At 61.2% G+C, this 26,403-nt stretch carries 31 protein-coding genes and 1 pseudogene; 18 read left to right on the forward strand and 14 right to left on the reverse strand.

The annotated features are described in order from the left end of the window. The first annotated feature begins 31 nt into the window (after positions 1 to 31). Positions 32 to 304, forward strand: coding sequence for a hypothetical protein (locus LOY31_RS16985; RefSeq protein ID WP_041475322.1), 273 nt, complete (start codon positions 32 to 34; stop codon positions 302 to 304). A 44-nt stretch (positions 305 to 348) separates the two neighbouring features. Here LOY31_RS16985 and LOY31_RS16990 read toward each other — a convergent pair whose 3' ends face one another. The 3 genes and pseudogenes from LOY31_RS16990 to LOY31_RS17000 form a co-directional block, all read right to left on the reverse strand. After that, complete coding sequence (locus LOY31_RS16990) at positions 349 to 495, reverse strand: hypothetical protein (protein ID WP_258711893.1); 147 nt, start codon at positions 493 to 495, stop codon at positions 349 to 351. Between the two features lie 40 nt (positions 496 to 535). Further along, a pseudogene (locus LOY31_RS16995) lies at positions 536 to 847 on the reverse strand (AzlD domain-containing protein). Then, complete coding sequence (locus LOY31_RS17000; protein ID WP_221534353.1) at positions 847 to 1,545, reverse strand: AzlC family ABC transporter permease; 699 nt, start codon at positions 1,543 to 1,545, stop codon at positions 847 to 849. The pseudogene LOY31_RS16995 and the gene LOY31_RS17000 overlap by 1 nt, the downstream one beginning before the upstream one ends. A gap of 155 nt (positions 1,546 to 1,700) precedes the next feature. Here LOY31_RS17000 and LOY31_RS17005 point away from each other — a divergent pair, with 155 nt between their 5' ends. Next, positions 1,701 to 2,087 carry a DUF2784 domain-containing protein gene (locus tag LOY31_RS17005; protein ID WP_039766992.1) on the forward strand — a complete coding sequence of 129 codons (387 nt, stop codon included), beginning with the start codon at positions 1,701 to 1,703 and terminating at the stop codon, positions 2,085 to 2,087. Here the strand turns inward: LOY31_RS17005 and LOY31_RS17010 are convergent. Next, entirely contained in the window at positions 2,084 to 2,605 is a 522-nt protein-coding gene (locus tag LOY31_RS17010) for a DUF3087 domain-containing protein (RefSeq protein ID WP_085746182.1), read from the reverse strand. The two genes, LOY31_RS17005 and LOY31_RS17010, sit on opposite strands and share 4 nt — an antisense overlap. Positions 2,606 to 2,816: 211 nt before the next feature. Here LOY31_RS17010 and ppnN point away from each other — a divergent pair, with 211 nt between their 5' ends. The 5 genes from ppnN to LOY31_RS17035 all read left to right on the forward strand — a co-directional run bounded on the left by ppnN (position 2,817) and on the right by LOY31_RS17035 (position 6,871). Further along, complete coding sequence (gene ppnN, locus LOY31_RS17015; protein WP_007950520.1) at positions 2,817 to 4,190, forward strand: nucleotide 5'-monophosphate nucleosidase PpnN; 1,374 nt, start codon at positions 2,817 to 2,819, stop codon at positions 4,188 to 4,190. A 157-nt stretch (positions 4,191 to 4,347) separates the two neighbouring features. Beyond that, positions 4,348 to 5,085 (forward strand): response regulator, encoded by a 738-nt coding sequence (locus LOY31_RS17020; protein ID WP_039766999.1) that lies wholly within the window; start codon positions 4,348 to 4,350, stop codon positions 5,083 to 5,085. Positions 5,086 to 5,236: 151 nt separating this feature from the next. After that, complete coding sequence (locus tag LOY31_RS17025; RefSeq protein ID WP_085602932.1) at positions 5,237 to 5,614, forward strand: hypothetical protein; 378 nt, start codon at positions 5,237 to 5,239, stop codon at positions 5,612 to 5,614. Between the two features lie 162 nt (positions 5,615 to 5,776). After that, positions 5,777 to 6,511, forward strand: coding sequence for an ABC transporter substrate-binding protein (locus tag LOY31_RS17030; RefSeq protein ID WP_085602930.1), 735 nt, complete (start codon positions 5,777 to 5,779; stop codon positions 6,509 to 6,511). 108 nt (positions 6,512 to 6,619) lie between these two features. Next, complete coding sequence (locus LOY31_RS17035; RefSeq protein ID WP_221534349.1) at positions 6,620 to 6,871, forward strand: hypothetical protein; 252 nt, start codon at positions 6,620 to 6,622, stop codon at positions 6,869 to 6,871. Between the two features lie 64 nt (positions 6,872 to 6,935). On the opposite strand, the gene LOY31_RS17040 is transcribed toward LOY31_RS17035, so the two are convergent. The 3 genes from LOY31_RS17040 to LOY31_RS17050 all read right to left on the reverse strand — a co-directional run bounded on the left by LOY31_RS17040 (position 6,936) and on the right by LOY31_RS17050 (position 10,594). Beyond that, entirely contained in the window at positions 6,936 to 8,351 is a 1,416-nt protein-coding gene (locus LOY31_RS17040; protein ID WP_258711894.1) for an FAD/NAD(P)-binding protein, read from the reverse strand. A 59-nt stretch (positions 8,352 to 8,410) separates the two neighbouring features. After that, positions 8,411 to 9,814 carry an LLM class flavin-dependent oxidoreductase gene (locus LOY31_RS17045; RefSeq protein WP_258711895.1) on the reverse strand — a complete coding sequence of 468 codons (1,404 nt, stop codon included), beginning with the start codon at positions 9,812 to 9,814 and terminating at the stop codon, positions 8,411 to 8,413. Positions 9,815 to 10,030: 216 nt separating this feature from the next. Next, the gene (locus LOY31_RS17050) at positions 10,031 to 10,594 is read right to left on the reverse strand and encodes a helix-turn-helix domain-containing protein (RefSeq protein WP_007950529.1); all 564 of its coding nucleotides are present in this window, start codon (positions 10,592 to 10,594) and stop codon (positions 10,031 to 10,033) included. An 85-nt stretch (positions 10,595 to 10,679) separates the two neighbouring features. On the opposite strand from LOY31_RS17050, the gene LOY31_RS17055 reads away from it, so the two are divergent. The 7 genes from LOY31_RS17055 (at position 10,680) to LOY31_RS17085 (ending at position 17,763) form a co-directional block, all read left to right on the forward strand. Continuing rightward, the gene (locus LOY31_RS17055; RefSeq protein WP_221534344.1) at positions 10,680 to 11,618 is read left to right on the forward strand and encodes a DMT family transporter; all 939 of its coding nucleotides are present in this window, start codon (positions 10,680 to 10,682) and stop codon (positions 11,616 to 11,618) included. 105 nt (positions 11,619 to 11,723) lie between these two features. Then, positions 11,724 to 14,624: a monovalent cation/H+ antiporter subunit A gene (locus tag LOY31_RS17060; protein WP_258711896.1), complete on the forward strand. Its 2,901-nt coding sequence runs from the start codon at positions 11,724 to 11,726 to the stop codon at positions 14,622 to 14,624. After that, complete coding sequence (locus LOY31_RS17065) at positions 14,624 to 14,968, forward strand: Na+/H+ antiporter subunit C (protein ID WP_003192163.1); 345 nt, start codon at positions 14,624 to 14,626, stop codon at positions 14,966 to 14,968. Before LOY31_RS17060 ends, LOY31_RS17065 begins: the two co-directional genes overlap by 1 nt. Next, positions 14,965 to 16,644 carry a monovalent cation/H+ antiporter subunit D gene (locus tag LOY31_RS17070; RefSeq protein ID WP_221534341.1) on the forward strand — a complete coding sequence of 560 codons (1,680 nt, stop codon included), beginning with the start codon at positions 14,965 to 14,967 and terminating at the stop codon, positions 16,642 to 16,644. The genes LOY31_RS17065 and LOY31_RS17070 overlap by 4 nt, the downstream gene beginning before the upstream one ends. Further along, entirely contained in the window at positions 16,641 to 17,129 is a 489-nt protein-coding gene (locus LOY31_RS17075; RefSeq protein ID WP_007950533.1) for a Na+/H+ antiporter subunit E, read from the forward strand. The genes LOY31_RS17070 and LOY31_RS17075 overlap by 4 nt, the downstream gene beginning before the upstream one ends. Continuing rightward, positions 17,126 to 17,404, forward strand: a complete 279-nt coding sequence (locus LOY31_RS17080) for a K+/H+ antiporter subunit F (RefSeq protein ID WP_007910754.1) — start codon at positions 17,126 to 17,128, stop codon at positions 17,402 to 17,404. The genes LOY31_RS17075 and LOY31_RS17080 overlap by 4 nt, the downstream gene beginning before the upstream one ends. Then, positions 17,401 to 17,763 carry a Na+/H+ antiporter subunit G gene (locus LOY31_RS17085; RefSeq protein WP_007950534.1) on the forward strand — a complete coding sequence of 121 codons (363 nt, stop codon included), beginning with the start codon at positions 17,401 to 17,403 and terminating at the stop codon, positions 17,761 to 17,763. Before LOY31_RS17080 ends, LOY31_RS17085 begins: the two co-directional genes overlap by 4 nt. Here the strand turns inward: LOY31_RS17085 and LOY31_RS17090 are convergent. Next, complete coding sequence (locus LOY31_RS17090) at positions 17,760 to 18,200, reverse strand: DUF3995 domain-containing protein (protein ID WP_007950535.1); 441 nt, start codon at positions 18,198 to 18,200, stop codon at positions 17,760 to 17,762. The two genes, LOY31_RS17085 and LOY31_RS17090, sit on opposite strands and share 4 nt — an antisense overlap. 94 nt (positions 18,201 to 18,294) lie before the next feature. Between LOY31_RS17090 and LOY31_RS17095 the strand changes: the two genes are divergently transcribed. Then, entirely contained in the window at positions 18,295 to 18,681 is a 387-nt protein-coding gene (locus tag LOY31_RS17095) for a DUF2946 domain-containing protein (protein WP_085602912.1), read from the forward strand. A 93-nt stretch (positions 18,682 to 18,774) separates the two neighbouring features. Further along, positions 18,775 to 20,907, forward strand: a complete 2,133-nt coding sequence (locus tag LOY31_RS17100) for a TonB-dependent siderophore receptor (RefSeq protein WP_258711897.1) — start codon at positions 18,775 to 18,777, stop codon at positions 20,905 to 20,907. A 37-nt stretch (positions 20,908 to 20,944) separates the two neighbouring features. Here LOY31_RS17100 and LOY31_RS17105 read toward each other — a convergent pair whose 3' ends face one another. The 3 genes from LOY31_RS17105 to LOY31_RS17115 all read right to left on the reverse strand — a co-directional run bounded on the left by LOY31_RS17105 (position 20,945) and on the right by LOY31_RS17115 (position 22,751). Next, positions 20,945 to 21,958: an ABC transporter substrate-binding protein gene (locus tag LOY31_RS17105; RefSeq protein WP_085602908.1), complete on the reverse strand. Its 1,014-nt coding sequence runs from the start codon at positions 21,956 to 21,958 to the stop codon at positions 20,945 to 20,947. Between the two features lie 128 nt (positions 21,959 to 22,086). Further along, positions 22,087 to 22,284 (reverse strand): hypothetical protein, encoded by a 198-nt coding sequence (locus tag LOY31_RS17110; protein ID WP_085602906.1) that lies wholly within the window; start codon positions 22,282 to 22,284, stop codon positions 22,087 to 22,089. After that, positions 22,281 to 22,751 (reverse strand): hypothetical protein, encoded by a 471-nt coding sequence (locus LOY31_RS17115; protein ID WP_007950541.1) that lies wholly within the window; start codon positions 22,749 to 22,751, stop codon positions 22,281 to 22,283. Before LOY31_RS17115 ends, LOY31_RS17110 begins: the two co-directional genes overlap by 4 nt. A 408-nt stretch (positions 22,752 to 23,159) precedes the next feature. On the opposite strand from LOY31_RS17115, the gene LOY31_RS17120 reads away from it, so the two are divergent. Next, entirely contained in the window at positions 23,160 to 23,423 is a 264-nt protein-coding gene (locus LOY31_RS17120; protein ID WP_258711898.1) for a hypothetical protein, read from the forward strand. 39 nt (positions 23,424 to 23,462) lie between these two features. Beyond that, complete coding sequence (locus LOY31_RS17125; RefSeq protein ID WP_221534332.1) at positions 23,463 to 23,699, forward strand: DUF2789 family protein; 237 nt, start codon at positions 23,463 to 23,465, stop codon at positions 23,697 to 23,699. 6 nt (positions 23,700 to 23,705) lie between these two features. Here LOY31_RS17125 and LOY31_RS17130 read toward each other — a convergent pair whose 3' ends face one another. The 3 genes from LOY31_RS17130 to LOY31_RS17140 form a co-directional block, all read right to left on the reverse strand. Then, complete coding sequence (locus tag LOY31_RS17130; protein WP_258711899.1) at positions 23,706 to 23,909, reverse strand: hypothetical protein; 204 nt, start codon at positions 23,907 to 23,909, stop codon at positions 23,706 to 23,708. Positions 23,910 to 24,022: 113 nt separating this feature from the next. Then, the gene (locus LOY31_RS17135; RefSeq protein ID WP_258711900.1) at positions 24,023 to 25,627 is read right to left on the reverse strand and encodes a methyl-accepting chemotaxis protein; all 1,605 of its coding nucleotides are present in this window, start codon (positions 25,625 to 25,627) and stop codon (positions 24,023 to 24,025) included. A 228-nt stretch (positions 25,628 to 25,855) separates the two neighbouring features. Continuing rightward, positions 25,856 to 26,260: a TraR/DksA C4-type zinc finger protein gene (locus tag LOY31_RS17140; protein ID WP_039767046.1), complete on the reverse strand. Its 405-nt coding sequence runs from the start codon at positions 26,258 to 26,260 to the stop codon at positions 25,856 to 25,858. Positions 26,261 to 26,403: the final 143 nt, after the last annotated feature.

Here is a 26,403-nt window from a genome sequence, read left to right on the forward strand (position 1 = left end):
CACAAACTTACAAGCCTTGCAGAGAACTAAGTTGCGCGACGATTTTGCAATCAAACAGGTCACAGGCCTGGAGTGTATTCATCTGTCTACGACAGAACGCTTTCAACTCGACTGTTTTATCGGCCACTACATAAAGACTCGAAACCTGCGTGACGTACCCGATATCGACCGCATCCTGCGCGCCACCCTCGAAAACTATCCCTGCCACCCGCCGGTGATGGTCAACGAGCTGAATGCCTGGATCGACAAGACCTTGGGTTATCGGGCCTCCCACCCCGATTTCACGCAGCTGGAAGATCTTTGATAAAACGAAAAGCCCCGCAATCGCGGGGCTTTTCGTTGTGGCGTTCAGGGTTTCAGCGGGCGTTCCTGATCACGGTCGGACAACTCGCGGCTGTCGTCATGCTTCCAGGTCTGCTCCTTGTGTTTCTCCCGCTCGAGCTCTTCTTCGCTCGGCTCGTCATCTTTTTCGGGACGTTTCTGCTCGATTGCCATGTTCACCTCGCTAATGGAATTCATCCATTAAGCGTAGAACTTAAAGCCACCAGCGCAATAGAAAGAAGAACGCCATGCTCAATAGCATGCTGAGCAATGTATTACGCGTCTAGATCACCAGGCCGATTGCCACTAGTGAACTCAGCAGATAAGGGTTATCCCACTGCAGATTCAGTTGTTTGTCCGGCATGAATACAATCGGCCCGCAAATCGCGGTCAACATCCCCGGCACGGCAAACCCGAGAAACTGCCGCGCGTTACTGCTCAAACGCACCGGCAGGCGCGGTTCGAGAAACACGTAACGGTTGAGGAACACCAGAATCCCCATGCCGAAAATCACTGCCCAGACCATCATGTGCGCTCCCGATACAGCTTGTTGCAGATAAACCCGGCGATCATGCCGGCCAGGCCCGACAGCACCAGCGCCGAACCCCATTGCCAGTAGCTGAACAGCACCGAGCAGAACAGCGACACCGCTACGCAGACCACCGTCGGCACATTGCGCACCACCGGGGTGATCAATGCGATGAAGGTGGCGGCAATCGAGAAGTCCAGCCCCAGATGCTCAAGCCCCGGAATGCTGCTGCCGAGCACAATGCCGGCCAGGGTGAAGAGGTTCCAGGCGATGTAGAACGTCAGGCCGACGCCCAAGGCGTACCAGCGGTTGAACTGCTGGCGATCATGCTGACTGGTCAGGGCGAACAGTTCATCGGTGAGCAAAAAGCCCAGGCCGATACGCCAGCGACCCGGCAACGGCGAAATCACGTGGCGCATGCTCATGCCGTAGAGCAAATGTTGCGAGGTCAGCAGCAGCGTGGTCAGCAGAATCGAGAAAATCCCGGCGCCGCCCTTGAGCATGCCGATCGCCACCAGTTGCGCAGCGCCGGCGAACACGATGCTCGACAGGCCCTGCCCTTGCAGCGGCGTGAGGTTGGCTTCGATCGCCATGGAGCCAGCCAGCAGCCCCCACGGCGCGGTCGCCAGGGATAACGGCATGATCGCCGCGGCTCCGCGAAGAAAGGCACTGCGCGGCATTAATGAGTCAGACATATCACTCTTCAACCGTGAGACAAGACCCCGGACTCTGCCAGCAAACGCCCTTTCATGGCTTGAACAATCTTGCGCAGTTGGCGCAAATCCTTCCTTCCGTCAGTCGTTTACCGGCGTAACATGGCAACCATTCACACACGCGTCAGGGAGACGACATGCTGTATCGAATAGCCGCCGACGGGCTGGTGCTGTTTCATTTGCTGTTCATTCTGTTCGTGCTGTTCGGCGGGCTGCTGGTGCTCAAGTGGCCGCGGCTGATGTGGCTGCATTTGCCGGCGGCGGCCTGGGGCGTGGCGGTCGAGGTGTTGCACCTGACCTGTCCACTGACCTATTGGGAAAACCTGATGCGCCACGCTGCCGGGCAGACCGAATACGCGGGTGGTTTCATCGAACATTACGTCTGGCCGATCATCTACCCGGCCGGGCTGACGCCGCAGATTCAGCTGGTGCTGGGCAGCGTGGTGCTGGTGGTCAACCTGCTGGTCTACGGGCGCCTGATCCGTCGCTGGAAACTCCGGCGCGCCGCACGCATTCCGTTTTAGCGCGCTTTCAAGGTTTCCAGCCAGGCCGGATCGAGGCGCGTCTGATCGGTATCCAGACCGAGCGCCTCCATCCGCGTCTTGTGTGTTTCGACTTCCCGGTGCAATTGCGCGTGATCGCTGGAGTTACCGTCCAGTTCATGCATCTGGGTCAGCCCCAGGTGATAGAAACGCAGCACCTTCATCGCCACCGGATCACCCTTCTCCACCGCTGCCGTCACCTGATGCATCACGTTGGTGACGCTCATCAGGCTGCGCTTGAGCCGCCAGCCGTACACCGCCGGGGCCATCCAGGTCTGGTTCCAGAAACGCCCGCGCAGCAACGCCGCTGTCAGCAGAAATGCGCCAAACACCCCGCCGACATTGAACCGCAGGTTATCCCCGCCCGGCTCGCCGAACAGCGCCACCGCCGCCGTCGAAAACGCCATCGCCAGCACCAGAAACAGCACCGCGATGATCAGCGTGCTGCGCCGGGTCTGCTGGCGATAAGTGATGGCATCGATCGGTTGAATCTCGAACATCGCGACAGGCTTCCATGGCTTGAAATAAAAAGAGGCCGGCGCATTATCGCCTCTGAGGCGGATTTAGCTATGCTGGAGCGCCTTTTCATCTTTTCAACGTCCAACGGGGACATGGCGATACCACGCAGATCGTGCCATCTTCATTCATGGATACACACTATTCGGATGCCATTGGCCATGCCGGCAATGACATCGTTTTAAGGATCACTGCATGACCCAACGACACGTAATCAATGCCTCGGTCAGCCCAAAAGGCAGCCTCGAAACCCTTTCCCAACGTGAAGTTCAGCAACTGAGCCAGGCCGGAACCGGCAGCACCTACACCCTCTTTCGCCAGTGCGCCCTGGCCATCCTCAATACCGGCGCCCATGTCGACAACGCGAAAACCATTCTGGAAGCCTACAAGGACTTCGAAATCCGCATCCACCAGCAGGATCGCGGCGTGCGCCTGGAACTGCTGAACGCCCCGGCCGACGCCTTCGTCGACGGCGAAATGATCGCCAGCACCCGGGAAATGCTGTTCAGCGCCCTGCGCGACATCGTCTACACCGAGAACGAACTCGATGCGTTGAGCATTGACCTCAGCACCTCCCAGGGCATCAGCGACTACGTCTTCCACCTGCTGCGCAACGCGCGCACCCTGCGTCCGGGCGTCGAGCCGAAAATCGTCGTGTGCTGGGGCGGCCACTCGATCAACACCGAAGAATACAAATACACCAAGAAAGTCGGCCACGAACTGGGCCTGCGCAGCCTCGACATCTGCACCGGTTGCGGTCCCGGCGTGATGAAAGGCCCGATGAAAGGCGCGACCATCGCCCACGCCAAGCAGCGGATTCACGGTGGCCGTTACCTCGGCCTGACCGAGCCGGGCATCATCGCTGCCGAAGCGCCGAACCCGATCGTCAACGAGCTGGTGATCCTGCCGGACATCGAAAAACGCCTGGAAGCCTTCGTCCGCGTCGGCCACGGCATCATCATCTTCCCGGGCGGCGCCGGCACCGCCGAAGAATTCCTGTACCTGCTGGGCATCCTGATGCACCCGGACAACGCCGGCCTGCCGTTCCCGGTGATTTTGACCGGGCCGAAACACGCCGCGCCATACCTGGAACAACTGGACGCCTTCGTCACCGCCACCCTCGGCGAAGCGGCGAAAAAGCACTACGAAATCATCATCGACGACCCGGCCGAAGTGGCGAGGCAGATGACCGCGGGCCTGAAGGCCGTGAAGCAGTTCCGCCGCGAACGCGCCGACGCGTTCCACTTCAACTGGCTGCTGAAGATCGACGAGGGCTTCCAGCGCCCGTTCGATCCGACCCACGAAAACATGGCCAACCTCAAGCTGCACCGCGACCAGCCCCCTCATGAACTGGCGGCCAACCTGCGCCGCGCGTTCTCCGGGATCGTGGCCGGCAACGTCAAGGACAAGGGCATCCGCCTGATCGAGGAACACGGGCCGTACCAGATCCGTGGCGACGCCGCGATCATGCAGCCGCTCGATCTGCTGCTCAAAGCCTTCGTCGCCCAGCACCGGATGAAACTGCCGGGCGGCGCGGCGTATGTGCCGTGCTATCGCGTGGTGTCCTGACACCGCCAATGCTTAACCCTGAAGACCCATTCTTCAGGGCATCCCATAACACTGTGGGAGCGGGCTTGCCCGCGAAGGGGCCATCGAATTCAGCATCTTTGTTGACTGACGGACCGCTTTCGCGAGCAAGCCCGCTCCCACAAAAAGAGTGTGAACCATGGATCACATCAACCACATCCTGATCGTCGACGATGACCGCGAGATCCGCGAGCTGGTCGGCAATTACCTGACCAAGAACGGCCTGCGCAGCACCGTGGTCGCCGATGGCCGGCAGATGCGCAGTTTTCTGGAAGCCAACACGGTCGACCTGATCGTGCTCGACATCATGCTCCCCGGCGATGACGGGCTGGTGCTGTGCCGCGAACTGCGCGCCGGCAAGCACAAGGCGATCCCGATCCTGATGCTCACCGCCCGCGACGACCAGACCGACCGCATCCTCGGCCTGGAAATGGGCGCCGACGATTACCTGACCAAACCCTTCGCTGCCCGCGAGTTGCTGGCGCGGATCAACGCCGTGCTGCGCCGCACGCGAATGCTGCCACCCAATCTGCTGATCACCGAAACCGGGCGCCTGCTCGCGTTCGGCCGCTGGCGCCTGGACACCACCGCCCGCCACCTGCTCGATGAAGACGACACCATGGTTGCCCTCAGTGGCGCCGAATATCGCTTGCTCCGGGTGTTTCTCGACCATCCGCAACGGGTGCTCAGCCGCGACCAGTTGCTCAATCTGACTCAGGGTCGCGACGCCGACCTGTTCGACCGCTCCATCGATTTGCTGGTCAGTCGCCTGCGTCAACGTCTGCTGGACGACTCTCGCGAGCCGACCTACATCAAGACCGTGCGCAACGAGGGTTATGTTTTCTCCTTCGCCGTGGAGATGCTCGCCGAATCCTGACGGATTTGTATCACTCTGTATAAATTCGCCGCGCAGATACGTAACCCGTGTTTTCGGGCCGTAACACCACATATCAGCGATACACCCTCGCGTTTGAATGAACCCACCAGAAAGCACTGGTTCATTCATCTCAAACGCAAGGAGAAGCACCATGTTCAAGTCCTCGAAATCCCTGGTACTCGCAATCAGCCTGCTCAGCGGCCTGGCCCTGGCCGACCTGGCATCCGCCAGCTCCCAACCGCTGGTTGCCGAATACGGCTCGGAAAACCTGCAGAAGGATCGCGTTGCCGAAGGTGGCGCGGATCGCTTGCAGGAACTGCGTGAACGCGTCGCTGAAGGCGGTGCCGACCGCTTGCAGGAACTGCGTGAACGCGTAGCCGAAGGCGGTGCTGACCGTTTGCAAGAGTTGCGCGAACGCGTCGCTGAAGGTGGCGCCGACCGCTTGCAGGAACTGCGCGAGCGTTCGGCCCGCAGCGTACTGGTCGCCGAGAACCGTCCCGAGTTCGGTTCGAAGTACCAGCGCTACTGATCGTTTGTACCCGCCGTTGTCGATTCCTGCCGGGGGCGCTCTGCCCCCGCAGCGTTCACTACCGATAAGCCTTGTTCTCTGACACAAAAGCCCCGCTGTTTCCCCACGACAGCCGTCATGGCTCGTACTAAGCTGCGCGATTGATTTGTTCAGGGACGATCCATGAAACGATTTGCCGCCTGTCTGCTGTCCATGCTGGCCCTGACGGCCACCGCGGCGGATCTGCAACTGCTCACCGACAACCACCCGCCCCTGCATTTCATGCAAGGCAATCAGCTCGCAGGATTCGGTGTGGACGTGGTGCAGGCTTTGGCGACCCAGACCGGCGACCGCATTCATCTGCAACAAGTCCCGCTGCTGCGCGCCCTGCGCATGGCCAGCGACACGCCCGACACCGGCGTATTCACCGTGCTGCGTACCGACGACCGCGACGATCGCTATCAATGGGTCGGGCCGCTGATCGAAGTCGAAACCGCGCTGTACGCCCGCGACAATCTCCAGCCTCCCGTGCACAGCCTGCGTGAAGCCGATCACCTGGGCCGGATCACCGTGCCGCGCAAATGGCTGGTCTACAGCTACCTGCAAGGGCAAGACCTGAACAACCTCTACGGCGTCGAAACCCCGGAGCAGATGATGCGACTGTTCAGCCTGGGGCGTACCGATTTCGTGGTCTCCGATACCTGGTCCAAGGCCGCCCTCGCCCGCGAGCAAGGCATGGAGCCGGGACGCTTGCAGTACCAGATCCCGTTGATGAAACAGAACACCTACATTGCCTTTTCGCCGCAGACCGATCCGAAACAGGTCGCACGCTGGCAGCAGGCGCTGGATACATTGCGGGCCGACGGCCGTCTGGAGCAGCTGCGCCAGCGCTGGCTGTCCAATACCCTACCGCGCTGATCAAGCATCAACGCCTTCGATAACGACTATGCGCAAGGGTGTTTTCACATCAAAACCCTCCAGCACTAGAGTGAGCTCCATCTTCTTCCCACTCTCTGGAGCAACATCATGAAAGACATCATCGCACTCGGCTTCATTGTTTCCCTGATCGGCGCCACCTCCGCGATCGCAGCCCCACACGCCAGCACCCCGGTTGTCGCGGCGGCGACCGTTGGCCAGTCCGGCACCCTGAACGTCGACACCGTCAGCATCGATGCCGAACACAAGGGCAACCTCAACCTGCAACAAAACGCTGAACAGGCCAAGCTGTACGTCGCAGAAAACCGCCCGGAATTCGGTTCCAAATATCAGCGCTACTGAGTGATAGGTTTGAGCTGCCAGAAACAGGAAACCCCGCCGAAGCGGGGTTTCCTGCATTTGGGTATCAGCGAACCAATCGCGCGGCCAGTGACTTGGCCTGCGACGCGACATCGGTGACAGCGGTGCTTTCCCACCACATGCCACGCAGCGGCGGGCCCATGGCGAACAGGCGGTTCGAGACCCGGCCCTCTTCATCCAGCACAGCACCGTCCACTGCGGCCTCGATCCCCAACGCCAACGGTCCCGGTCGAACCAGGCCGCGCGCCAACAACTGCTGCGGCAAAGGTCGCGCGACCCGGCGCCAGTCGTATTCGATGCCGCTGGAATTGATCAACGCCGCGCCCTGTACCACGCGGGCTTCAGCCTCACCGCGAGGGCGAATGCGGATACTCACACCGTCGCCCGATACCGGCTCAAGACCCTTAAAAGACGCCGCATGAATGCGCAATCGTCCTTCACGGTGCAGACGCTCGACCAGTTCCGCACTCAGCGGCGGCGAACGATGGTGATGACTCTCCCACCACGGCCGCACATGCCGCACGAACTGCCGGCGCTGTACATCGCTGGCCTGACTCCATAACCGGCCGATGTGCGCGCGCACGGTGTCGAGCGGCGCCTGCCAGTCAATGCCTTGTGCGATGGCGTCCCGACAATGCCGGCGCAATTCGCGCAGTAATTGGCGCGGTGTGCGGATGCCGTGATCTTCGGCGAGGAAGTCCACCCACACGGGCGGTTGACGACGCACATGGGGCAGCAACCCGTGCCGGGAAAACACCTCGATCGGCCCGCGATGCCCGGCCTGCTCCAGCGACACCACGGCATCGACCATGGTCAGGCCGGAGCCGATGATCAGCACCGTTGATTGCGGATCGAGCTGGCGCATGGCCGCGACATCCCACGGATCGAGTGCCGCCGCGTTGAGGCCGCTGGATTCTTTTTGCGGGGTGCGGGCAGCCGGGAACATCCCGGTTGCAAGCACTGCATGAGCGCCCTGCAATTGCTGGCCGTCACTTAAGGTGAGCTGCACGGAATCGATGGAGGTCTGAACATCGACCACTTCGGCGCGCACATGCTCGACCGTCGAACCGTGCTGCGCGCCCACCTGCTGCGCTTCGGCCAGACGCTGCTGCACGTAGACGCCGAACAACCCGCGTGGTGGGAACAGTTCGCTGACCGGCACATGTTGCTGATCCGACTCCGGCCAGCCGCCACCGGCAATGTGATCGGTCAGCCACTGGGTCAGGTCATCGGCATTGTCCGGGTCAACGCTCATCCGCGCTGCGTTGCCATTGAGCGTGTGGCCCAGCTCCACCGCGCTGTACGCTTCGCCCCGGCCCAGTTCGGCCCGGGGCTCGATCACCAGAATTTTTCTGCGCCCCGGCAAACGCAGCAATTGCACCGCCAGCATCGTGCCGCTGAGGCCGCCGCCGACAATCAGGATGTCGGCGTGACGCAGTGCGGTCGTATCGGTTTGAGTCATGCCGTTCTCGCTGCAGAGGGTTTGCTCAAGGCAGTGTCATTCAGACGCCGCGAAGGCGTCTAGACGGACGCGACTTTTTTCTCCTGCCGATGCCGCTCGCCGAGGTTTCGATAGCCGCTGCCCGGATGAATCTCCGGCAGTCTCGGCCCTTCGCCAAACAGCTTCTCGCGCAAGGTACCCGGCGCGTACTCGGTCTTGTAGACACCGCGCTTCTGCAACTCCGGCACCAGCAATTCGACGGCATCGATGAAGGTTTCGTGGGTCAGCGCGTAGGCCAGGTTGAAGCCGTCGACGTCGGTTTCGTCGACCCATTCCTGCAACAGGTCCGCCACCGTTTCCGGGCTGCCGACGAACAACGGGCCGAAGCCGCCGATGCCGACCCAGTCAGCCAGTTCGTTGGGGGTCCAGACCTTGTTCGGATCCGCCGTGGAAAACGCCTCGACCGCCGATTGAATGGCGTTGGTGTGCACGTGCTTCAGGGGTTCGTCCGGTTTGAAACGGCTGAAATCGATGCCGGTCCAGCCGGAAATCAACGCCATCGCGCCTTCGTAGCTGACCCAGGATTTGTATTCTTCGAACTTAGCTTTGGCCTTGGCGTCGGTCTCGCCGAGGATCACGGTTTGCAGGTTGAAGATCAGGATCTTCGACGGATCGCGCCCGGCCTCGGCGGCGCGGCGGCGAATGTCGGCCACGGTTTTCTTCAGCAGCACTTTCGACGGGGCAGCGACAAAAACGCATTCGGCATGCTCGGCGGCAAACTGCTTGCCCCGGCTGGAAGCTCCCGCCTGGTAGAGAACCGGCGTGCGCTGCGGCGACGGCTCGCAGAGGTGAATGCCCGGCACCTGGAAGTGTTTACCGTGATGGCGGATCTCGTGGATCTTGCTCGGGTCACTGAAAATCCGCCGCTCGCGATCCCGCAGGATCGCACCCTCTTCCCAACTGCCTTCCCAGAGTTTGTAGCAGACCTCCAGGTATTCCTCGGCGAAGTCGTAGCGCGCGTCGTGTTCGGTCTGGGCTTGCTGGCCGATGTTCTTCGCGCCGCTCTCCAGATAAGAGGTGACGATGTTCCAGCCGGCCCGGCCCTTTGTCAGGTGATCGAGGGTCGACAGGCGTCGGGCGAATGGATACGGATGTTCGAAGGACAACGACGCGGTCAGGCCGAAACCCAGGTGTTCGGTGACCAGCGCCATCGGCGGGATCAGTTGCAACGGATCGTTGACCGGCACCTGCGCCGCCTGCCGGATGGCTGCTTCGCCATTGCCGTTGTACACGTCGTAGATGCCCAGCACGTCGGCGATGAACAGGCCGTCGAACTTGCCGCGCTCGAGGATTTTCGCCAGTTCGGTCCAGTACTCCAGATCCTTGTACTGCCACGAGCGGTCCCGAGGGTGAGCCCACAGGCCCGGCGACTGGTGACCGACGCAGTTCATGTCGAAGGCGTTGAGACGAATTTCGCGGGGCATCAGATGGCACTCCCGATTGTCAGGAGGCGTTTGAAGGTGTGAATTGAGGCGGTCATGTGAGGCGACTCCGTGGTTTCCGGATGAGGATCCAGAACCCATAGCAGGAGTCGTGCCTGAATATATTTTCTTTATTTATCAATAGATTGAGATAACAACTTAAAGCAGTCTGCACGCAGGATGGAGCAAACTGTTTATCCGCTGTCGGCCATGCAACAGTCAGATCACCACATTGCGCACGAAGCGCGCGGCCACTTCCCCGTCATTGCGATAGGTGTGCGGCTGGTTGCTGGCGAACATGAAAAACTCCCCGGCCGCGATGCGCTGGGGTTGATCGCCGAGCATCAGCGTCAGGCAGCCCTCGAACACGAAAATCTGCTCGCTCCAGCCTTCGGCGTCCGGTTGCGAGGGATAGACCTCGCCCGGTTGCAGGCACCATTCCCACTGTTCAACCGCACGGGTGGCGTTGGCCTTGGACAGTAAAACGGCTTTGCTGCCGGGGATGCTGCCAGCCCAGGCCAGTTCGTTGATACGGCCGGGATCGCGGTTGTCAGGCGCCTGGATCAGATCGCTGAAGGCCACTTCGAGAGCTTCGGCGACGCGATCGAGGGTGGTCAGGCTGACGTTCTTTTCGCCAGCCTCGATGGCCACCAGCATTCGCCGGCTGACCCCGGACTTTTCCGCGAGGGCCGTCTGGCTCATGTCGGCGGCATGGCGCAGGCGCCGGACGTTCTGGCTGACGTGTTGCAGGACCGAAGCCCGTTGTACAGAATCTTTGTGCACTATATTGCTCACTGGCTGGGGTTGGGCAGTATACTGCGCAACATTTGGCGCATTGTGCGTCCCCTCCTTAAAAGTGCGCAAGGTCATGACGTCAGCCAACTCCCCCAAAACTCCCCTGCGTTTTTCCCGGTTCAGCAAAGCCGAGTGCGTGCTGGTGCTGATCACCATGCTCTGGGGCGGCACCTTTCTGCTGGTGCAGCACGCGATGACCGTCAGCGGTCCGATGTTTTTCGTCGGCCTGCGCTTTGCCGCCGCAGCTGGCATTGTTTCGCTGTTCTCCTGGAAACACCTGCGGGAACTGACCCTGTTCGAACTCAAGGCCGGCGCCTTTATCGGCGTGGCGATCCTGCTCGGTTATGGCTTGCAGACTGTCGGTTTGCAGAGCATTCCCAGCAGTCAGTCGGCGTTCATCACCGCGCTTTACGTGCCGTTCGTGCCACTGTTGCAATGGCTGGTTCTCGGCCGGCGCCCGGGTTTGATGCCGAGCATCGGCATCATGCTGGCGTTTACCGGGCTGATGCTGCTCTCCGGGCCGTCCGGTGCTTCGCTGAATTTCAGCCCCGGTGAAATCGCCACGCTGATCAGCGCCATCGCGATAGCGGCCGAAATCATCCTTATCAGTAACTATGCCGGGCAAGTCGATGTGCGCCGGGTAACCGTGGTGCAGCTGGCGACGACTTCGGTGCTGTCGTTTTTGATGGTGGTGCCGACCGGCGAGGCGATTCCGGATTTCTCGTGGCTGCTGCTGAGTACGGCTCTGGGCCTGGGCGCGATGAGTGCGGCAATTCAGGTGGCGATGAACTGGGCGCAGAAAAGTGTTTCGCCGACCCGCGCGACCTTGATCTACGCCGGTGAACCAGTCTGGGCCGGGATCGTCGGTCGTATCGCAGGAGAGCGTCTCCCAGCGATTGCACTGGTGGGCGCAGGACTGATCGTGGCGGCGGTGATCGTCAGTGAATTGAAGACCAAAGGCAAAGAGACACAAACGGTCACGGAAGAATTGGAGCACGAGACCGAAGGCTAAACGGGGTTTTACGGCTACTTTGTAGGATTCAGAGACATCCTCGCGTTTGGCGATCCGGGAGCTGGCACGTATGATGCTTCACAAACTTCCGCAGATTAGAAGCCTATGTCCCTGATAGTTCTACTGCTTCTGCCTTTTCTGGGCAGCTGTCTGGCAGCCGTGCTGCCGCACAACGCACGTAACGCCGAATCCCTGCTGGCAGGTCTGGTCGCACTGATCGGCACTGTCTCGGTCGCGCTGCTGTACCCGCAGATCGCCCACGGCGGCGTGATTCGCGAAGAATTCACATGGCTGCCCAGCCTGGGTCTGAACTTCGTCCTGCGCATGGACGGCTTCGCCTGGCTGTTCTCGATGCTGGTGCTGGGCATCGGCACCCTCGTTTCTTTATATGCCCGTTATTACATGTCGCCGGACGATCCGGTGCCGCGTTTCTTCGCGTTCTTTCTGGCGTTCATGGGCGCCATGCTCGGGCTGGTGATCTCCGGCAACCTGATCCAGATCGTGTTCTTCTGGGAGCTGACCAGCCTCTTCTCGTTCCTGTTGATCGGCTACTGGCACCACCGCCACGACGCGCGCCGCGGCGCCTACATGGCGTTGATGGTTACCGGCGCGGGAGGATTGTGCTTGCTGGCAGGGGTCATGATCCTCGGCCATGTGGTCGGCAGCTATGACCTGGACAAGGTCCTGGCCGCCGGCGATCTGATTCGCGCACATGCCCTCTACCCCATCCTGCTTCCCCTCATTCTTATCGGCGCTCTCAGTAAAAGCGCCCAGTTCCCCTTCCACTTCTGGCTGCCGCACGCAATGGCGGCACCCACACCGGTTTCGGCGTACCTGCACTCGGCGACCATGGTCAAGGCCGGGGTTTTCCTGCTGGCCCGGCTGTGGCCGTCGCTGTCCGGCAGCGAAGAATGGTTCTACATCGTCAGCGGCGCCGGCGCCGCCACCCTGTTGCTTGGTGCGTACTGCGCGATGTTCCAGAACGACCTCAAGGGACTGCTGGCCTACTCGACCATCAGCCATCTCGGCCTGATCACGCTGCTGCTCGGCCTGAACAGCCCGCTGGCCGCCGTGGCGGCGGTGTTCCACATTCTCAACCACGCGACCTTCAAGGCTTCGCTGTTCATGGCCGCCGGGATCATCGACCACGAAAGCGGCACCCGCGACATCCGCAAGCTCAACGGCCTGTTCAAACTGATTCCGTTCACCGCCACCCTGGCGATGGTGGCCAGTGCGTCCATGGCCGGCGTGCCGCTGCTCAACGGTTTCCTGTCGAAAGAAATGTTCTTTGCCGAAACCGTGTTCATCAACGCCACCGCCTGGGTTGAAACCAGCCTGCCGATCGTCGCGACCATTGCCGGGATGTTCAGCGTTGCCTACTCGCTGAGATTCACCGTCGACGTGTTCTTCGGCCCGACTGCCACCGACCTGCCGCACACCCCGCACGAACCGCCGCGCTGGATGCGTGCGCCGGTCGAGTTGCTGGTCTTCACCTGTTTGCTGGTGGGAATTTTCCCGGCACAAGTTGTAGGCCCATTGCTGGCCGCTGCCGCCTTGCCGGTGGTGGGTGGCGTGCTGCCGGAATACAGCCTGGCGATCTGGCACGGCCTCAATGCACCGATGATCATGAGCCTGATCGCCATGTCCGGCGGCATCGTGCTGTATCTGCTACTGCGCAACCAGCTCAAGCGCGGCCGCTTCAAGTATCCGCCGCTGGCGGGCCGCCTCAACGGCAAGCGAATGTTCGAGCGCAGTCTGGTGGTGATGATGCGTCTGGCCCGGCGGCTGGAGCGGCGGATCGGCACCAAGCGTCTGCAAACCCAGCTGTTCCTGATGGTGTTGGCGGCAGTGCTGGCCGGCCTGATCCCGATGCTGCACAGCAGTCTGAGCTGGGGCGATCGGCCGAAGATTCCTGGCTCGATCGTGTTCGTGACCCTGTGGCTGCTGGCAATCGCCTGCGCCCTCGGCGCCGCATGGCAAGCCAAGTATCACCGTCTCGCCGCCCTGACCATGGTCAGCGTCTGCGGCCTGATGACGTGCGTGACCTTCGTCTGGTTCTCGGCACCGGATCTGGCCCTGACGCAACTGGTGGTCGAAGTGGTGACCACGGTGCTGATCCTGCTCGGCCTGCGCTGGCTGCCACGGCGGATCGAAGAGGTTTCGCCGTTGCCAAGCAGCCTGCGCAAGGCGCGGGTACGGCGTCTGCGCGACTTGCTGCTGTCGATTGCCGTCGGTGGCGGCATGGCGCTGCTGTCCTACGCGATGCTGACCCGGCAGACGCCGAACGACATTTCCTCGTTCTACCTGAGCCGTGCCCTGCCCGAGGGCGGCGGCAGCAACGTGGTCAACGTGATGCTGGTGGATTTCCGTGGTTTCGACACCCTTGGCGAAATCACCGTGCTCGCTGCCGTAGCCCTGACTGTGTTCGCCCTGCTGCGTCGCTTCCGCCCGCCGAAAGAAAGCCTGCAACTGCCGGCCCAGCAGCGCCTGCTCGCCCCCGACGTGGTCACCGATCTGGTCAACCCGCGCTCGGCCAGCGACACCGCGCTCGGCTTCATGATGGTGCCGGCGGTGCTGGTGCGCCTGCTGCTGCCGATTGCGCTGGTGGTGTCGTTCTACCTGTTCATGCGCGGGCATAACCAGCCGGGTGGCGGATTCGTCGCCGGCCTGGTGATGTCGGTGGCGTTCATCCTGCAATACATGGTCGCCGGCACCCAGTGGGTCGAGGCGCAAATGAGCCTGCGACCGCTGCGCTGGATGGGCACCGGCCTGCTGTTCGCCACCGTCACCGGCCTCGGGGCGATGGCGGTAGGCTATCCGTTCCTCACCACCCACACCTGGCATTTCAGCTTGCCACTGCTGGGTGACATCCATATCGCCAGCGCGCTGTTCTTCGATATCGGCGTCTACGCCGTGGTGGTCGGCTCGACCTTGCTGATCCTCACCGCCCTCGCCCACCAATCGGTCCGGGGCCACAAAACCGCTGCCGCCAAAGGAGCCGTCTGATGGAAGAAGTCATCGCAATCGCCATCGGCGTACTCGCCGCGTCCGGGGTCTGGCTGATCCTGCGGCCACGGACATTCCAGGTAGTGATGGGCCTGTGCCTGCTGTCCTACGGCGTCAATCTGTTCATCTTCAGCATGGGCAGCCTGTTCATCGGCAAGGAGCCGATCATCAAGGACGGCGTGCCGCAGGATCTGCTCAATTACACCGACCCGCTGCCACAGGCGCTGGTGCTGACGGCGATCGTCATCAGCTTCGCCATGACCGCATTGTTCCTGGTGGTGCTGCTGGCCTCACGGGGCCTGACCGGCACCGACCACGTTGACGGAAGGGAGCCCAAGGAATGACGGCGATGACTCACCTGATCGCCGCACCGATCCTGCTGCCGCTGCTGACCGCCGCCATCATGCTGATGCTCGGCGAGAAGCACCGACCGCTGAAGGCGAAAATCAACCTGTTCTCCAGTCTCCTCGGCCTCGGCATCTCGGTGATGCTGCTGCAATGGACCCAGACCACCGGCGTGCCCGGCTCGATCGGTGTGTATCTGCCGGGTAACTGGCAGGTGCCGTTCGGCATCGTGCTGGTGGTCGATCGTCTGTCGGCATTGATGCTGGTGCTGACCGGAATCATCGGCGTCAGCGCCCTGCTGTTCGCCATGGCCCGCTGGGACGGCGCCGGGTCGAGCTTCCACGCCCTGTTCCAGATTCAGCTGATGGGCCTTTACGGTGCATTCCTGACGGCGGACCTGTTCAACCTGTTCGTATTCTTCGAGGTGCTGCTCGCCGCATCCTATGGCTTGCTGCTTCACGGCTCGGGCCGGGCGCGGGTGTCGTCGGGGCTGCATTACATTTCGATCAACCTGCTGGCGTCGTCGCTGTTCCTGATCGGCGCGGCGTTGATCTACGGTGTGACCGGCACCCTGAACATGGCAGATCTGGCCCTGAAGATCCCGCTGGTGCCGGAAGCAGACCGTGGCCTGTTGCACGCCGGCGCGGGGATTCTGGCCGTGGCGTTCCTGGCCAAGGCCGGCATGTGGCCGCTGAATTTCTGGCTGGTGCCGGCCTACTCGTCGGCCAGCGCGCCGGTGGCGGCGATGTTCGCGATCATGACCAAGGTCGGCGTCTACACCCTTTTACGTCTGTGGACGCTGCTGTTCTCGGGCCAGGCCGGTGCTTCGGCGTATTTTGGTGGTGACTGGCTGATCTACGGCGGCATGGCCACCATGGCCGGCGCAGGCGTGGCGATCATTGCCGCGCAACGTCTGGAACGCATGGCCAGCCTGAGCATTCTGGTGTCCGCGGGGATTCTGCTGTCGGCCGTGGGTTTCGCCCAGCCGAACCTGATCGGCGCCGCGCTGTTCTATCTGGTCAGCTCGACCCTGGCGTTGAGCGCGCTGTTCCTGCTCGCCGAGTTGATCGAGCGTTCGCGCACCGCCATCGAAGTGCCGCTGGAAGACGAAAACGAACTGCTGCCGCGTCCGCAGGAGTGGCAGCGTCCGGTCAAGGGCATCAACCTCGACGACGAGCAGAAAGCCGTGGTCGGTCAGGTGATTCCATGGACCATGGCGTTCCTCGGCCTGAGCTTCATTGCCTGCGCGCTGCTGATCATTGGCATGCCGCCACTGTCCGGTTTCATCGGCAAGCTGAGCCTGATCGGCGCCCTGCTCAACCCGCTGGGCCTCGGCGCGGGCGAACCGATCTCGAATGCCGCCTGGGCGTTGCTGGCCTTGCTGATCCTTACCGGGCTCGGCTCGCTGATGGCGTTCTCGCGTCTGGGGATCCAGCGCTTCTGGTCGCCCGAAGAGCGCCCGTCGCCCCTGCTGCGCAAACTGGAATGCACGCCGATTTTCCTGCTGCTCGGGCTGAGCATCGCGCTGACCTTCAAGGCTGAACCGCTGCTGCGTTACACCCAGGCAGCGGCCGATGCCCTGAACAATCCGCAGCAATATGTGATGGCGGTGCTCGGCACCCGCGCCGTGCCCAGCCCGGAAGCCAAGGCTGCGCTGCTGGAGGTGCAACCATGAAGCGTCTGTTTCCTGCTCCGTGGTTGTCGCTTGCGCTGTGGTTGCTGTGGCTGGTGCTGAACCTGTCGGTCAGCCCGGGCAACCTGCTGCTGGGTGCCGTACTCGGTTTCTGCGCCCCGCTGATGATGCGCAAACTGCGCCCGCAGCGGATTCACATCCGCCGTCCCGGCACTATCCTGCGATTGTTTCTGCTGGTCGGGCGCGATGTGATCGTCTCGAACCTTCAGGTGGCCTGGGGCGTACTCAATGCCGGTCGTCGGCCGCTTCGTTCACGCTTCATCAAAGTGCCGCTGGACCTGCGCGATGCCAACGGTCTGGCGGCGCTGTCGATGATCTGTACGGTCGTGCCCGGCACGGTGTGGTCGGAGCTGGCGCTGGATCGCAGCATTCTGTTGCTGCACGTCTGGGATCTGGATGACGAGGCGCAATTCATCCAGCACTTCAAGGTCACTTACGAGCGGCCGTTGATGGAGATTTTCGAATGAGCCCGCTGCTGTCGAATGCGATTCTGCTGACGCTGTTCCTGTTTTCCCTGGCCATGGTCCTCACGCTGGTGCGCCTGTTCAAAGGCCCGTCGGCGCAGGACCGGGTACTGGCGCTGGATTACCTGTACATCGTCGCCATGCTGATGATGCTGACCCTGGGGATTCGTTATTCCAGTGACACCTACTTCGAAGCGGCGCTGCTGATCGCGCTGTTCGGCTTCGTCGGCTCGTTTGCCCTGGCGAAGTTCCTCCTGCGTGGCGAGGTGATCGAATGAACGCTGAACTGTCTCTCTGGGTGGAAATCCCGGTGGCGATCCTGCTGGTCCTCAGCGGCGTGTTCGCCCTGATCGGCGCGACCGGCCTGCTGCGGATGAAGGATTACTTCCAGCGCATGCATCCGCCAGCGCTGGCATCGACCCTCGGCGCGTGGTGCGTGGCGCTGGCGTCGATCATCTGCTTTTCCGCGCTCAAGTCCGGGCCGGTGCTGCACGCATGGCTGATCCCGATTCTGCTGTCGATCACCGTGCCGGTGACTACCTTGCTGCTGGCGCGGGCGGCGTTGTTTCGCAAGCGCATGGCCGGGGATGATGTGCCGGCCGAGGTCAGCAGCCGGCGCACTGAAACCGGCAGCTAGATCCAGGCGACAGCCAACAGCCCGGCTCCCAATATCAGACACAGCGGCGAGTAAACCCAAGTGTCGAGCCGGGCAAACCGCGACCCCTTCACTTCCTTGAAAAACCCCACCAGCTCCGAATCGCCGATCGCCCGCGCAAACATCAGCAGCGCAATCGCGCTGATCACCCATTGCAGCGCCCAGTGATGCACGGCGGGCAGCCACCACCCCACTCGCATACACACCAGTGCGGCAATCAGTAGCAGGGCTGCCGCCACCACCAGCGTGATCCAGCCTGACGGCTTGAACGCCGGCCTGAGCGTCAGCCCGCCGTTGTCCACCGGAACCTGCGGCACCACCGCCACGGCTGCCCACTGCCCACCCATCGCCCAATACACATGCATCAGGCTGATCACCGCAAAAATCGTCACCAGCCATTGAGCCAACACAAAGGTCATGGTCGAGAATCCTTTAAAGGGATTTGAACAAAACATCCTAGTCGGCATTTTTCCATGTGCACGACCGGTCGGCGGTGCGGTAAAGTGCCGCCCCATGAAATTCACCCGTACCGATCGCTCACTGCTGGCCTGGATGCTCTATTGCTGCGTCCTGTTCAACGTGTTCGCCTGCAGCATCGGTCACGGACAAATGGTCGGCATGCAGCTCAACGGTATCGGCGGCCAGTTCTGCGCCGTCGACCCGAGCACCCAGGCTCCGCTCGCCTCGAATCCCGCCGAAGAAAAACTGCCGACCCTGGCCAAGGCCTTCGGATGCCCGCTGTGCTCCACCGGCGGCATGGGCCCGGCGTTCAACTCCAGCCTGACCCTGGCGATCCTGCCGGAACAACACAGCCCGCCGCTGCCGGTCATCGTCAGCGCCGACCTCCCTGCCCGCTTCATCTGGCCTTCGGCCAATCCTCGCGCCCCGCCGCTCGCCTGAGTGTCCTTGCCTTTTTGATTTGTCAGCCCACTGCGCCAACGCGCGGCGTTCGCCTGTTCGCTGACTCCTAGACAAGCATTCAGGATTCAATCGATGAAACAACTTACCTTGCTGGCGAGCCTGTGCGGCTGCCTGTCCGTCAACGTCTGGGCGCAATCCACCGTGGATCTGGCGCCGATCACCATTGACGGCGAGTCCGGCGCCGAACCGGGCCTGAGCCTCGACCAGTCCAGCGGCATGGCCTCGCGCCTCGGCCTCAGCGTGCGCGACACTCCGGCCTCGGTGGCGATAGCCAATCGCAATGACATCGAACGTCACGGTTCGCAAAACTTTCAGGACGCGGCCAACACCTTGCCGGGGGTGAACGCCAGTGCGCCGCCGGGCTTTGGCGGATTCGTCTCCTATCGCGGTTTTACCAGCAGCCAGATCACCCAGATGTTCAACGGCGTCAACGTTTCCGGCGGACTGGCGCGGCCCGTGGATTCGTGGATTTATGACCGGGTGGAACTGGTCGGCGGCCCGTCATCGCTGATCAATGGCGCCGGCTCGGTCGGTGGCTCGCTGAACTACGTGACCAAACTGGCCACCCGCGACGAGCAGGCCGCAGAAGGTCGGGTCAGCTACGGCACCTACGACACCACCGAAACCGCATTCGGCCTCAACCACGCGCTGACCGACCCCGGCGCCGACGTGCAGCATTACGCGCGTCTCGACGTCAGTCACAACACCAGCAACGGCTACATCGACCGCCAGGAGCGCGATGCCTGGAGCGTGGCGTTCTCTTTGCTCAGCGAACTGACGCCAAACCTGTCTCACACCCTGGCCCTGGAATATCAGGACGAACACGAGGACAGCCCGTACTGGGGCACGCCGGTGCTCAACCCCAAGGCCGGCGAGTTGAAGATCGACAAGCACAACCGCTTCAATAACTACAACGTCGAGGACGGCCGCTACGAGCAGCGGACGATCTGGGTGCGCTCGATCATCGACTACCGGATCAACGACAGCACCACCCTGCGCAACACCCTCTATCACCTCGACAGCCAGCGCGATTACCGCAACCTGGAAACCTATCAATACAACGCCGACAACAGCGCGGTGAACCGCTCCACTGCGTATCAGGTTCGACACCAGGGCGAGCAGAATGGCAACCAGTTCGAACTGCGCCACGACAACACCCTGTTCGGCCTCGACACCACCTGGTCCGGCGGTTTCGAGTACAAGGTCAATCAGACCACCAACTCGCCGCTGAACGTCAAAGGCGCCAGCACGGTGAACCCGAACAACTACCGCCCGGGGCATTTCTATGACATCCCCGGAACGATGCCGGGTTTTGTCAGCGACAAGACCAACGAAGTCACGACCAAAGCGCTGTTTGCCGAAAACCGCCTGGCACTGACCGACAAGCTTTCGTTGCTCACCGGCCTGCGCTACGACGATATCGACCTCGACGTGACCAACCATCGCACGGTGACCGCGAGCAACCCGCGCCATCTCAAACGCAGTTGGGAGCCGGTCACCGGGCGCGCCGGCCTGACGTATCAGTTCATTCCGTCAGCCAATGTGTACGTGCAATACAGCACCGCCGCCGAGCAACCCAATGGCACCCAGGACTTCGATGTCTCGACCGGCAAGCAATGGGAAATCGGCAGCAAGTTCGACTACCTGAACGGACGCGGCTCGGCGACAGTGGCCGCGTACACCATCGAGCGCAAAGACTTCGCGGTGACGGATCCACTGGACCCGACCAGCAGCATTCCGGTCGGCCAGCAGACTTCGAAGGGCATCGAGATTGCCGGCTCGCTGCGGATCACCGACAAGCTTCTGGCCGAAGGCAACTTCGCCTGGGTCGATGCGCAATACGATGAGTTCAACGAAAAGAACGCCGCCGGCGTAGTGGTTTCCCGCAAGGGCAACACACCGACCAACGTGCCGGACCGGGTCGGCAATCTGTGGCTGACCTACGATTTCTCGCCGCAATGGCAAGGCGGGGTCGATGCTCGGTATGTGGCATCGGTGTTCGCCGACACGGCCAACACCATGACCGTGCCGTCGTACACACTATTTGGCAGCTTCCTCAGCTACAAGGTGGATTCGCACACCACCGTGACCGGGCGGGTGCGCAACCTGACGAATGAGGTGTACGCCGAGTTCGCCCATGTGTCGCCGGCGTATTACCTCGGCACACCGCGCACCTTGGAGCTGGCTGTGCAAACCCGCTTCTGATTCAACTCGGCGAGGGCCTGACGCCCTCGCCACACCGCTACAAACCTACCTGGACCTTCTGCGCCACGTCCTTCGGCAACCACGCCTGCCACACATCCGGATGCGCCTTCATGAACGCCACCGCTGCGTCCCGGGGCGCCGTGTGTTTCTCGCTCATTTCGGCCAGCGCCTTGTTCAGGTCATCAATCGGAAAATCGACCTTGCTGAAGAACTCGGCAATCTGCGGATACTGCTTCTGGAACGGTGTGGACACCCCGATCGACAGCTTCGAGGCCAATGAACGGGTCGGTTTCGGATTGGGATTATCGGCGTCGGTCAGGGTCTTCCAGGCCTCGGCATCGAACGGCGGTTCTTCCAGTTGAACCAGTTTGAACTTGCCGAGCAAAGGCGTCGGCGACCAATAATAGAACAGCACCGGTTTGCCCCGACGGATCGATGAGCTGATTTCGGCATCGAGTGCCGCACCGGAGCCGCTGCGGAAATTGACGAAATCGTCCTGCAAGCCATAAGCCGTGAGCTTCTGCTTGTTCACCACCTCTGACGTCCAGCCGATCGGGCTGTTGAGGAACCGGCCCTTGCTCGGGGTTTCCGGGTCCTTGAACACGTCCTTGTACTTCTTCAGATCGCTGACACTGCGCAGGTCCGGCGCCAGTGGCTTGATGCCCTTGGCCGGGTCGCCCTTGATCACGTATTCCGGTACCCACCAGCCTTCGGTGGCGCCTTTGACCGTGTCGCCCAGGCTGGCGACCTTGCCTTCGGCCTCGGCCTTGACCCACACCGGACTGCGTCCGGCCCATTCTTCGCCGATGACCTGAATGTCGTTGTTGGCCAGTGCGGTCTCAAGAGTGATGGTGGTGCCCGGCAAGGTGTCGGTCGGCAGGCCGTAGCCCTTCTCGACGATGATGCGCAGGACATCGGTGATCAGGCTGCCGCTTTCCCAGTTCAGGTCGGCAAAGTGGATCGGCGCCTGCGCCGCGCTCACCGCAGGCACCGCCGTCATCAAGCCGAAGGTGGTGATGCCAGCGGCCAGCAACCGTCGAAATCCGTTCATGCTTTTGCACCTCGTGCTGTTCACAGCAATAGCAGGATGGCCTGACAGAAGACCGCAAGCCTCTGAATACTCAGTCAACTGACTGTAGACGAGGTTCCTGCTTTTTCAGGGGCATGACACGGACAAGGCTACTTTTCAGAAATTTCCTGCAGGCTCTTCAGCTCGCGTCTGACCATGCTGGCGTATTCCGCAGGCTGCAAGGCATAGATCTGCGAGGCGACCCATCCCAGCCAGGCGCCCTTCAATTCAGCCTTTGCCGTGAACAATCGACGTGCTTCCTCACGGGCGCTGTCGAGGTTCTGCAAATGGAAATCGGCGCGGCTCACTCGCTGGCCTTGAACGTCACCAGTTCGCCCTTGCGCCACTTGGCGGCTTTGGCGGTGACGGCTTTCAGGGTCTTGGTCAGGCCTTCCTGCAACTGCTCGTTGGCGGCAAACACGGTGACCGCGCTGTGGCCTTCCTTGAACACGATGGCATGGCCGTCGGCCGTGGTGACAAACGCGTAGTCGCCCAGACCATACACGGTCATTTTGATTTCGCGAAAGCGGATGTCCATCTTGCCGCCTTCACGGCTCGGCAGCACCGATGCGCTGAAATGATCGCCGACCTTGAGCTTGAGGCCAGGTTTGTCATCGACCACCAATGCACTTTCGGTGTCGATCTCGGCAACGTAAATGCCTTCGGCGTTCTGCTCGGTGATGTAAACAAAACGCGATTGAAACTGCTTGACCAGCTTTGCCCGCAAATCACCCAGCACGAACAAAGCATGCATATCGAGGTTACTGACTGCCAAAGAAACATCCCCACACTTGAAAAGAGTGCCGTACGCGAAAAGCGCGCACGGCAGAAAAAGTCGGCCAGGCCGAAGGTGTTGCGCGATGACTCGAATATACGCCTGAGCGAGCAAAGTGCTCATTCAACGCGAGTTGCACAAGACTACTGGAATGCCACTCGCGAAACCTGCAAAGACGTTCTCCAAATGTTGAAGGAAAACGCGTCACGGCCGGCCAGAGAAAACTGACTACGAACTTTAGGGAAAAAACTCACCAAGAAAATCACTTTTCCGACATATCGCACGCAAAAAATTGCTTTAGATAGCGCCATGCCGTCAACAGGTGTTGGCGATTCTAGAGCAGCGATGCTGTTCGCGACTACCCGCAACACCCTGTAAATGCGGGTCAATCCATGAAAAGGACTTCATATGTGCACTATGACGCATTTTGCCGTGACTCACGAACCTGCCTTTGTCCTGAACACTCCAGGCTTTGAGACTGTTCCTACAATCGAGTCTTGCGGTCAGGCACCGTTGTTTCAGGTGATCCCGGCGGGCAACGGCTTTTTCCATATCAGGGAAAAGTCGACGGGGCTTGTCAGAGGTTTCCGCGAGAATCACAACGCCGCCTGCGCCCTCGCCCGTTCACTGGAATCCCGGATCGAACTCCTGGCCAGCGAGCACCTCAGATAAAGAGAGTGACCGACCCCGCCATCCTTCAAGGAGTACACCATGGAACTGCCTGCCTACAACCTGACCACCCTGTTCGATCAATTAGGGCTGCCTTCGGAGGAAACGGCGATCGACGACTTCATCGAAGCCCATCCGCTGGAAGCTGATACCAAACTGATCGACGCCGAATTCTGGAGCCCGCAGCAGGCGCAATTGCTCAAGGAATGGCTGCGTGCTGATGGTGAAGAAGCGGTGATGGTCGATGAACTTAACGTGCGCCTGCACCGGGGCAAATGATTTCAATCAGTGCAGACTGTCTCCGGCTCTGGCGCCCAATTGGGCGAGCCACGCCGCCCTGCACTCCTCGGCTTCGTCGCGACTGGCAAAAGCGGTGCCGCGCTGCTCGCCATTGAGCAGCACCACCCAGCAGACACTTTGCCCCATCGCGCGCAGCCTGGCGGGAACACCGCTGCCGATCATCACCGCGACATCGACTCTGCATTGCATGCTGACCTCCCAACTTCATTAGCAACCTAACTATGTAGGCATGTTAATGATTTGGATCAAGAGGAAACAGCGACGCCGCTGCACAGCTTAATTGCAGTTCCGGCAACAATGCCTCAGCGCGGATTTTCGGGTTTGTAGCCCAGACGCAACCCGCCCCAATGCCGGCCCTTGACCATGATCGGCACCGACAAATCATGCATCAGCTCGCCGGTATCGCGGGTGTAAGTCTGCAACAGCACCGGTTGCTGATGGCTGCCGCAGCGGATGCCGGTGCGGTCGGCGAATTTGCGTTTGGTGCGATTGTTGACGGTGTCGACCTGTGCATTCCCGGTCAGCGGCTGGCTGAACGCCTGATTGTGGGTCGGCACGTAACCCTGCTGCGTGCAGGCGATGGCAAACACCAGACCTTCGTGGCGCGGCAACAATGGTTCCTGAATGGCCGGCAGCACCTGATCGGTGTAGCGGTCGAAACGGGTCTGGAACTTCGCGGGTTGTGTATCGGGAATCGGCTGATACTGGCGGTCGAACAGGTCTTCAAGGCTGATACGCCCTTGTTCGACATCGGCCTCGAACCGCGCGGCAATCTGACTGGCCCCTTCGCGGGCGAGGTCGTAGATGCGCTGGTGATAGTCATCCAGCCCGACTTCAGCCAGACGTTCGCTGATGGTTTCTGCCTGCCCTTCCATCTGCACGGCCGCCTCGGCCAGGCGCCGGGTCTGTTGGTCGCTGATCGCCAGATCGCTGCGCATCTGCTCGATGGCGGTGAACAGGCTGTCGAGCTGTTCACGATTGGTTTCTGCGCCTCGGGCGATTTCGCCGACCTGGGTTTCCACCCCGGCCGCCAGTCGCGCGATGTTTTCCAGGTGCTGACCGGTGTGTTCGACCTGCTCGACACCCGTGTGCAAATCGTCGGAGAGCTGACGAATCTGCTCCACCACCTGCGCCGTGCGTTGCTGGATGTCGGCGACCATCTCGCCCACTTCGCCGGTGGCCGTCGCGGTACGGGCCGCCAGACCGCGCACTTCATCCGCCACCACCGCAAAACCGCGACCGTGCTCACCGGCCCGGGCCGCTTCGATGGCGGCGTTCAATGCCAGGAGGTTGGTCTGGCTGGCGATGGATTGAATCACCAGCGTCACGCGCTGAATGTCATCACTGCGCTGGCTCAAGGCTTCGATCAGTTCGCGGCTGGCATTGGCGCGCTGGCTGAGTTGATGCATGCGCGAGATCGAATCCACCAGTTCGGTGCGCCCCGCTGCGCTGCTGTGATGGGCTTCGCTGGCAGCGCCCAATGCCTCGCGGCTGAGCTGCGAAGTGGCCTGCTCAGTGGCGATCATGACTTCAGCGTTGTTGACGATCTGCGCGGCGGCGTCGAGTTGCGATTGCAACTTGCCGGCCAATTCCTTGACGGAAAATGCCACGCCGGCGGCTGACAGCGCGTTATGGCTGGTGGCGTAGGAAAGATCGCGAGTCAGCTCGGACATCGCGCTGCTGCTGTCGACAGGTTGCGCATCGGGGACCGCCCGGGAACGCAGGCGCGGCAGCCAGACAATCAGTACCGCCAGCGGCATGCCGACGTACAAGGGCCATTCGCCCAGGCTCATCCCGGCCAGCAACAGCATCAGGGCGATGCTTTGCAGGGTCGGCGTCAGCCAGCGATTCTTCGGCAAAACAACTGGTGCAGGCAGAGCCGCAACCAGAGATCCATCTCTCGTCATTTCGTTACCCCACGCTTGTTCTCATTGTTGTGACTGCATTAAACGCCACTACAACGCCATTATCCATGGTCCGTTAGTCGTGGGTCTGTGGCAGGTCAATGGAATCGTGCGGGGACTTTCCGGCAGACGAGAAAAAGCAAAGATCGCAGCCTTTTGCAGTTCCCGGGGGAGCTGCAAAAGGCTGCGATCTTTTCGCGACGACCCGCATTGAAGGGGTCGCCTCAGGAATCAGGCCTGACGCTGGTGCTTGTCGATCTGCTCGTGACGCTCTTGAGCTTCGATGCAGTACTTGGTGGTCGGGCTGATCAGCAGACGTTTCAGGCCGATCGGCTCGCCGCTGTCGTCGCACCAGCCAAAGCTGTCTTCCTTGATACGCTCAAGGGCCTGCTCGAGTTGCGGCAGCATGCGCTGGTCGCGATCGATCGCGTTTACCAGCCAGGTGCGCTCTTCTTCCACCGATGCGGCGTCCGCCGGGTCAGCCGGGGTGTCCAGGCTTTCGATGGCAATACGGTTCTGCTCAATGCGCTCATGGGTTTCGACTTTCATGTTCTGCAACAGCTCTTGAAAGAAAGCGTGTTGCTCGGCATTCATGTAGTCATCTGCCGGCATGGCCAGCAACTTGTCCTTTGTCATTGATATCTCTATAAAAAACGTGCATTAAGGCGAATTAGGGAGCGTTCCGGCGAACCGCCTGCGGTCATCGGAAAGGCATCGTTTATTGCAAACGCCACCCGGCACTCAATTTACGAAGGGGCGGCAGTCTAAGGCCCGTTTGA

The sequence above is a fragment of the Pseudomonas sp. B21-021 genome (assembly GCF_024749205.1).
Lineage (GTDB): Bacteria > Pseudomonadota > Gammaproteobacteria > Pseudomonadales > Pseudomonadaceae > Aquipseudomonas > Aquipseudomonas paraglycinae.

Excerpts from the sequence above, each read along its gene's own strand:
- LOY31_RS17100 (WP_258711897.1), top strand. The coding sequence starts at position 18,775 with ATGAAACAACTTACCTTGCTGGCGAGCCTGTGCGGCTGCCTGTCCGTC.
- LOY31_RS17020 (WP_039766999.1), top strand. The coding sequence starts at position 4,348 with ATGGATCACATCAACCACATCCTGATCGTCGACGATGACCGCGAGATC.
- LOY31_RS16990 (WP_258711893.1), bottom strand. The coding sequence starts at position 495 with ATGGCAATCGAGCAGAAACGTCCCGAAAAAGATGACGAGCCGAGCGAA.
- LOY31_RS17000 (WP_221534353.1), bottom strand. The coding sequence starts at position 1,545 with ATGTCTGACTCATTAATGCCGCGCAGTGCCTTTCTTCGCGGAGCCGCG.
- LOY31_RS17070 (WP_221534341.1), top strand. The coding sequence starts at position 14,965 with ATGACGGCGATGACTCACCTGATCGCCGCACCGATCCTGCTGCCGCTG.
- LOY31_RS17075 (WP_007950533.1), top strand. The coding sequence starts at position 16,641 with ATGAAGCGTCTGTTTCCTGCTCCGTGGTTGTCGCTTGCGCTGTGGTTG.
- LOY31_RS17125 (WP_221534332.1), top strand. The coding sequence starts at position 23,463 with ATGGAACTGCCTGCCTACAACCTGACCACCCTGTTCGATCAATTAGGG.
- LOY31_RS17105 (WP_085602908.1), bottom strand. The coding sequence starts at position 21,958 with ATGAACGGATTTCGACGGTTGCTGGCCGCTGGCATCACCACCTTCGGC.
- LOY31_RS17080 (WP_007910754.1), top strand. The coding sequence starts at position 17,126 with ATGAGCCCGCTGCTGTCGAATGCGATTCTGCTGACGCTGTTCCTGTTT.
- LOY31_RS17085 (WP_007950534.1), top strand. The coding sequence starts at position 17,401 with ATGAACGCTGAACTGTCTCTCTGGGTGGAAATCCCGGTGGCGATCCTG.
- LOY31_RS17140 (WP_039767046.1), bottom strand. The coding sequence starts at position 26,260 with ATGACAAAGGACAAGTTGCTGGCCATGCCGGCAGATGACTACATGAAT.
- LOY31_RS17065 (WP_003192163.1), top strand. The coding sequence starts at position 14,624 with ATGGAAGAAGTCATCGCAATCGCCATCGGCGTACTCGCCGCGTCCGGG.
- ppnN (WP_007950520.1), top strand. The coding sequence starts at position 2,817 with ATGACCCAACGACACGTAATCAATGCCTCGGTCAGCCCAAAAGGCAGC.
- LOY31_RS17005 (WP_039766992.1), top strand. The coding sequence starts at position 1,701 with ATGCTGTATCGAATAGCCGCCGACGGGCTGGTGCTGTTTCATTTGCTG.
- LOY31_RS17010 (WP_085746182.1), bottom strand. The coding sequence starts at position 2,605 with ATGTTCGAGATTCAACCGATCGATGCCATCACTTATCGCCAGCAGACC.
- LOY31_RS17035 (WP_221534349.1), top strand. The coding sequence starts at position 6,620 with ATGAAAGACATCATCGCACTCGGCTTCATTGTTTCCCTGATCGGCGCC.
- LOY31_RS17130 (WP_258711899.1), bottom strand. The coding sequence starts at position 23,909 with ATGCAATGCAGAGTCGATGTCGCGGTGATGATCGGCAGCGGTGTTCCC.
- LOY31_RS17030 (WP_085602930.1), top strand. The coding sequence starts at position 5,777 with ATGAAACGATTTGCCGCCTGTCTGCTGTCCATGCTGGCCCTGACGGCC.
- LOY31_RS17025 (WP_085602932.1), top strand. The coding sequence starts at position 5,237 with ATGTTCAAGTCCTCGAAATCCCTGGTACTCGCAATCAGCCTGCTCAGC.
- LOY31_RS17060 (WP_258711896.1), top strand. The coding sequence starts at position 11,724 with ATGTCCCTGATAGTTCTACTGCTTCTGCCTTTTCTGGGCAGCTGTCTG.
- LOY31_RS17095 (WP_085602912.1), top strand. The coding sequence starts at position 18,295 with ATGAAATTCACCCGTACCGATCGCTCACTGCTGGCCTGGATGCTCTAT.
- LOY31_RS17040 (WP_258711894.1), bottom strand. The coding sequence starts at position 8,351 with ATGACTCAAACCGATACGACCGCACTGCGTCACGCCGACATCCTGATT.
- LOY31_RS17045 (WP_258711895.1), bottom strand. The coding sequence starts at position 9,814 with ATGCCCCGCGAAATTCGTCTCAACGCCTTCGACATGAACTGCGTCGGT.
- LOY31_RS17055 (WP_221534344.1), top strand. The coding sequence starts at position 10,680 with ATGACGTCAGCCAACTCCCCCAAAACTCCCCTGCGTTTTTCCCGGTTC.
- LOY31_RS17120 (WP_258711898.1), top strand. The coding sequence starts at position 23,160 with ATGTGCACTATGACGCATTTTGCCGTGACTCACGAACCTGCCTTTGTC.
- LOY31_RS17090 (WP_007950535.1), bottom strand. The coding sequence starts at position 18,200 with ATGACCTTTGTGTTGGCTCAATGGCTGGTGACGATTTTTGCGGTGATC.
- LOY31_RS17135 (WP_258711900.1), bottom strand. The coding sequence starts at position 25,627 with ATGACGAGAGATGGATCTCTGGTTGCGGCTCTGCCTGCACCAGTTGTT.